The sequence below is a fragment of the Wolbachia endosymbiont of Drosophila tristis genome, from assembly GCF_028981745.1.
GTDB classification, from domain to species: Bacteria; Pseudomonadota; Alphaproteobacteria; order Rickettsiales; family Anaplasmataceae; genus Wolbachia; species Wolbachia pipientis.
This window is the reverse complement of record NZ_JAPQLN010000048.1, coordinates 1-5,781: the sequence shown is the minus strand read 5'-3', so window position 1 is coordinate 5,781 and position 5,781 is coordinate 1. Positions and strand designations below refer to the sequence as shown.

The 5,781-nt window shown below is 36.6% G+C and carries 6 protein-coding genes; 1 reads left to right on the top strand and 5 read right to left on the bottom strand.

The genetic code is table 11. The features are described from left to right. On the top strand, positions 1 to 161 hold a 161-nt coding region (locus OZD64_RS01725), incomplete at its 5' end, for a transposase (protein WP_274999147.1). An 87-nt stretch (positions 162 to 248) separates the two neighbouring features. On the opposite strand, the gene typA is transcribed toward OZD64_RS01725, so the two are convergent. The 5 genes from typA to OZD64_RS01700 form a co-directional block, all read right to left on the bottom strand. Further along, complete coding sequence (gene typA / locus OZD64_RS01720; protein WP_010962447.1) at positions 249 to 2,078, bottom strand: translational GTPase TypA; 1,830 nt, start codon at positions 2,076 to 2,078, stop codon at positions 249 to 251. 105 nt (positions 2,079 to 2,183) lie between these two features. After that, positions 2,184 to 2,780, bottom strand: a complete 597-nt coding sequence (gene pyrE, locus OZD64_RS01715; protein ID WP_006279657.1) for an orotate phosphoribosyltransferase — start codon at positions 2,778 to 2,780, stop codon at positions 2,184 to 2,186. Between the two features lie 3 nt (positions 2,781 to 2,783). Further along, positions 2,784 to 3,968: a dicarboxylate/amino acid:cation symporter gene (locus tag OZD64_RS01710; protein WP_274999193.1), complete on the bottom strand. Its 1,185-nt coding sequence runs from the start codon at positions 3,966 to 3,968 to the stop codon at positions 2,784 to 2,786. Positions 3,969 to 4,166: 198 nt separating this feature from the next. Further along, positions 4,167 to 5,492: a dihydroorotase gene (locus OZD64_RS01705; RefSeq protein ID WP_274999192.1), complete on the bottom strand. Its 1,326-nt coding sequence runs from the start codon at positions 5,490 to 5,492 to the stop codon at positions 4,167 to 4,169. Positions 5,493 to 5,591: 99 nt separating this feature from the next. Then, a partial coding sequence (locus OZD64_RS01700; RefSeq protein ID WP_274999142.1) for a transposase occupies positions 5,592 to 5,781 on the bottom strand: 190 nt, incomplete at its 5' end.

Here is a 5,781-nt window from a genome sequence, read left to right as displayed (position 1 = left end):
GGTTTAAAGTACAGCCAAGAAGATGGGTTGTAGAAAGGACTTTTGCTTGGGTTAATAGGAATAGAAGGCTATCGAAGGAGTATGATTTACTCACAACATCCACTGAGAATTTCATATACCTAGCTATGAGTAGGGTTATGTTAAAGAGGGAATATGCTTGAATTTACTAGTTTCCGGACAACCTCTAATTAAATACAATTAGGAGACGAATAATTATACACTATTTTTCGCAAATGTTCAACCTCTGATTACTCCTTATTCTTTGCCCTTCCTGCACGCTTACGTTCATTTGGATCAAGGAATTTCTTGCGTAAACGTATAGATTTTGGAGTTACTTCCACCAATTCATCATCATCTATATACGCTATCATATCCTCCAGTGTCATTATCTTTGGTGGAGTGAGCTTTATAGCTTCATCACTACCTGAAGCTCTTACGTTTGTTAATTGCTTACCCTTTAACACATTTATCTCCAAATCATTGTCACGGCTATGCTGGCCGACAACCATGCCACAATATACCTTATCCTGTGGCTTAATAAACATAATTCCCCTGTCTTGCAAATTGAAAATTGCATATGCCACAGCCTCACCCTTATCTGTAGAAATTAAAACTCCATTGCGCCTTCCAGAAATTGGACCTCTATGTGGAGCATAACTGTGAAATAAACGGTTAATTATGCCTGTGCCACGAGAATCAGTTAAAAACTCTCCTTGATAACCGATTAATCCTCTTGATGGCACTAAAAACGTTAATCTTGTCCTGCCATTACCAGAAGGTCTCATGTCAGTTACTTCACCTTTACGGAAGCTGAGTTTTTCCATGATGATTCCACTATATTCATCATCTACATCAATTACTACTTCCTCTATAGGTTCAAGTTTTTTACCGCCTTCTTCTTTAAATAACACGCGAGGGCGTGATACCGAAAGCTCAAAACCTTCTCTCCTCATATTTTCAATTAACACTCCAAGCTGTAACTCACCACGCCCACCTACTTCAAATGCTTCACCGCTTGGTGCCAAAGTCACAGTAATTGCAACATTTGTTTCTGCTTCCGCATATAAACGATCCTTTATAGCAGTTGAAGTAAGCTTTGTACCTTCTTGCCCAGCAAAAGGTGAATCATTAACGCTCAGAGTAATCGCCATTGTTGGCGGATCAACTGGAGTTGAGCTTACTGCAGTTGTAACTTCTGGTGCTGCTATAGTATCTGAAACCGAAGCTTCCTCAAGTCCTGCAATTGCAATTATGTCTCCCGCCACAGCTTGTTCTACTGGAATGCGTTTCAAGCCAGAAAATGAGAGCAACTTAGTTAATCTTCCTCGTTCAATTACTTTGCCATCGAGGTCAAGCACCTTAAGATCTGAATTGACTTTTGCAATGCCCTGATAAACCTTTCCTGTCAATATTCTGCCAAGAAACTTATCAGACTCAAGTAGAGTGACCAACATAGCAAAAGGTGCATTTTGATTATAAACAGAAGGTTTTATATAATCTATAACCGTTGAAAATAATGGGCTTAAATCTTTTCTTTCATCAGAAAGCTCCTTAGCACACCAGCCATTTCTACCTGAAGCATACAACACTGGAAAATCTAGCTGCTCGTTGGTTGCATCAAGGTTAAAAAATAACTCATATATTTCATTTAATACTTCATCAATTCTGCTATCTGGTCGGTCGACCTTATTGATTATCACAATTGGCTTCAAATTTGCTTTTAGTGCTTTTGAGAGCACAAATTTTGTTTGTGGCATGGGACCTTCTGCAGCGTCAACCAGCAGCAACACACCATCTGCCATGCACAATACCCTTTCCACTTCCCCACCAAAGTCCGCGTGCCCTGGCGTGTCAATAATATTGATCTTTTCATCGCCCCACATTATTGATGTACATTTTGCAAGTATTGTAATTCCGCGTTCACGCTCTTGATCACCACTATCCATCACTCGTTCTTGAACTTCTTGATTCTCGCGGAATGTGCCACTTTGTTTTAACATGTTATCAAGTAAAGTAGTTTTACCGTGGTCAACGTGTGCGATTATTGCTATATTTCGGATCGATTTAAATTCGTTCATTTTCTATCATTTCAAAATTAATTTAGTAATAAGTATACATAAAATACACTTGGAGTAAATAACTAAAGCTGTGTATAAATGCTGTGTTTCCAAGATATTATAGGATTACTTTGTTAAATATTCCCTACTCCCAGGTTTTGTTATGGGTAGTTGTTTTAATTCACTTGGAAGTTCTTCCTCGCTGTAGTTTTTGATGTTCAGTTCAATCAAAGATATGACAGGAAAAGGCAGTTTCGTTTCACTATTTCTCTTTATCAAAGAAGCTTCAGCAACAACTTTACCTCCTTCCCCTTCTGCACATTCCACTGCTTCAAGTGAAGATTTACCTGTGGTTATTACATCTTCAATGAGCAATATTTTCTCACCCTTTTTGATCTTAAATCCACGGCGTAATTCAAACTTACCATTAACGCGCTCGCAAAACATTGTCTTTATTCCAAGCTGCCTGCCAATCTCATAACCCACAATTATTCCACCAATTGCAGGAGATAATATTAAATCTATGGAGCTATTTAATTCTTTTTTTATTTTATCTGCTAATAATGCGCAAACTTTCATGGCTCTGCTTGGATTTTCAAAAATCTTCGCACACTGTATGTATGTGTCACTATGCAGCCCGGATGATAAAACAAAATGCCCATGCAAAATTGCTTCTGCTTCTTTAAATTCTTTTATTATTAGGTTATTTTCGTCTAATATCATTTTTTAAGTTTCACTATTACATTCTTTATTAATTATCTGAGTGATACAAACATCAGACCACACATTTATTGCAGTTTCAAACATATCGATGATTGTATAAATAGGCAAAATCAGTCCCATAATATGCAGAGGAACATTCATCGACATGAGATAACTGGTTGCCATAAAATAGCACCCCATCAGCACTCCAGCGTTACCAATTGCAGCCCCTGTAGCTAAAAAAATCCATATCAACATTTCGCTTAAGGAAAATACGTATCCGTTCATTTCTGCAACAAACATTACAGTGATTAGTATAAATGCAGCACATGCATTCATGTTAATTGTTGTGCATATTGGTAAAATAAAAGACGATAATTTCTTTGGCACCTTTAGCTTGTTCTGCACACATTCTATAGTTGTTGGCAATGTTGCACTGGATGATTTAGAAAAAAACGCAAGTGTGAGTGCTGGCATAACCCCTTTCAGCGTTTGAATTGGTGATATGCCTTTATACCACATAAATAGCGGTAAAATCAGAAATGCCTGCACAAAATTTGCAGACATTATGCAAACAAAATACCATAAAAGATTGTAGAACTCACTACCGCCTTTTAATTCATGCAAAAAACATGTAATAAAAGACCAAACAGCAAGCGGAATAAATTTTAATAACCCTTGAGCAATTTTAAGTAGCGTATCAAAAAGTGCAGAGAATACTTGATATAATATATCCTGCTTTTCTTTTGAAAGTGAAACAATAGCTCCACCCATCAAAAAAGCGATTAATATGCTAGCAATCATATTATTTTCAAGAAAAACTTGCACAAAATTAGAAGGAATGAGTGATTTTAAATATGAAAAATAACTGTGGTTATTGCTGTTAATACTCCCTATTGTATTACTTATGAAATTTTTTCTTGCTGGATCTATTAACAAATAAAACGATAATGCAACAAACGCAGCTATAATAGTTGTAAGCAGAGTATAAAATAGTGTTTTCTTAACTAAGACTTTGATTTCAATTGAGTCTTTGAGCCCGGAAATTGTGGAAACTATGGATAAAAAAACCAGAGGTAAGCTTATTAATTTGAGCAAGCTGATAAAGATATCACTAAATAGCTTTGCTATTTCAAATATGATTTCATTGTTTAGGTAGTAAGCAACTATTGCAAGCAGTATAGAAAAAAGTATTGCAAACTTGTGCATTGAAAATAAAACTTCAAAGTAACATTATACAATAATTTTGCTGTTTTGGAATCAGATTGATAGACAAAATAACTTTACAGATTAGGGAAAGATAAGAGGATGTGTTTATTCGGAGACAGTGTAAGATTTCTTAATTTAAATTTAGGTGCACTTAGCCCATTCTGGTGATAACAAATTGGAATAGATAAGATATGATAACTAACTCTTCTGCGAGTATATAGTTTTGCCGGACACAACAGTACGTACTACGTGTCCTTTTACTTTGCGACCATCGAAAGGAGAATTCTTTGATTTACTAGCAAAGTTGTCAGTTTTAATTTCCCATTCATGATTGAGGTCAACTAAAATTAAGTCTGCAGCAAGGTTTTTTTGTATACGACCACGTGGTATGTGTATTATATTTGCAGGCTTATATGTCAATTTTGCAAGCACATCAAGTAGACCCATTTGCCCACTGTGATAGAGTTCAAGTGAAAGGGGCAGCATTGTTTCAAGACCAACAATACCAAATGCAGCATTTTCAAGTGGTAGATCTTTAGAACTACGATCATGCGGAGCGTGATCAGTTGCAATGCAATCAATCACACCTGTCTTTAAACCTTCAACCATAGCTAAACGATCTTCTTCAGTGCGAAGCGGCGGATTCATTTTTGCAATTGCTCCATGTTGTTTTACTATATCTTCAGTCAAAGTGAAGTGATGAGGGGTTACTTCGCACGTAACATTTAATCCCAAATCTTTTGCACGTTTAATAGCATCAAGTGAATCTTTTGAAGAGACATGTAGAATATGGTAGTGCACATTTTCCATATCCTTCATTAGCAGTATATCACGATTTACCATAACCGATTCTGACGCACTCAAGATCCCCTTTACTCCCAATTCTTCAGAAATTTTACCTTCGTTGATTGCGCCACCAGCAGATAAATTTAAATCTTCTGCATGTTGAGCAATAGGAACATTCAGCATACTTGAATAAAGCAGCGCCTGTCTCATAATCATTGGGTTCATAACTGGCATGCCATCATCGGTGAACCCAACCGCACCTGCTTCCTTTAAAAGTGCCATTTCAGTCAGGTGTTCTTCCGAAGTGGTGATTTTAGCGTAAAATTCAACGTTTACATGTGAAGTTTCAAGTGCTCTATATTTCAAATATTTAGCCAAAATAACGCTATCAATTGCTGGAACAGTGTTTGGCTGACAAACTACAGTTGTAACTCCCCCCGCAGCTGCAGATTTGCTGCCTGTATATATAGTTTCTTTATGTTCCTGGCCTGGTTCACGAAAATGTACGTGAATGTCAATAAGGCCTGGCATTAGAACAAGCCCTTTACAGTCTATTGTTTCATCAACTCCACTTGTTGAAAATAATGATTCACCAAAGTCAACAATTTTATCCCCTTCAGTCAATAATGAACCTTTTATATCAAGTTTAGTTTCCGGGTCGATAATACGAGCATTAGTATACGCAATTTTATAGCCTTCCTTTTGCCCTGTTTGCAACAAATCCCAAGTTTGAGTCATTATATTTGAGTATCGATTATAAAATAAATCTAAAGTTTTTTTAATAAAACACAACCAAATTAAAACACAGACTAAGAGATTGTCCGGAAACTAGTAAATTCAAGCATATTCCCTCTTTAACATAACCCTACTCATAGCTAGGTATATGAAATTCTCAGTGGATGTTGTGAGTAAATCATACTCCTTCGATAGCCTTCTATTCCTATTAACCCAAGCAAAAGTCCTTTCTACAACCCATCTTCTTGGCTGTACTTTAAACCCTTGTTCTCTTGTTGGTAGTAGCTCAGGT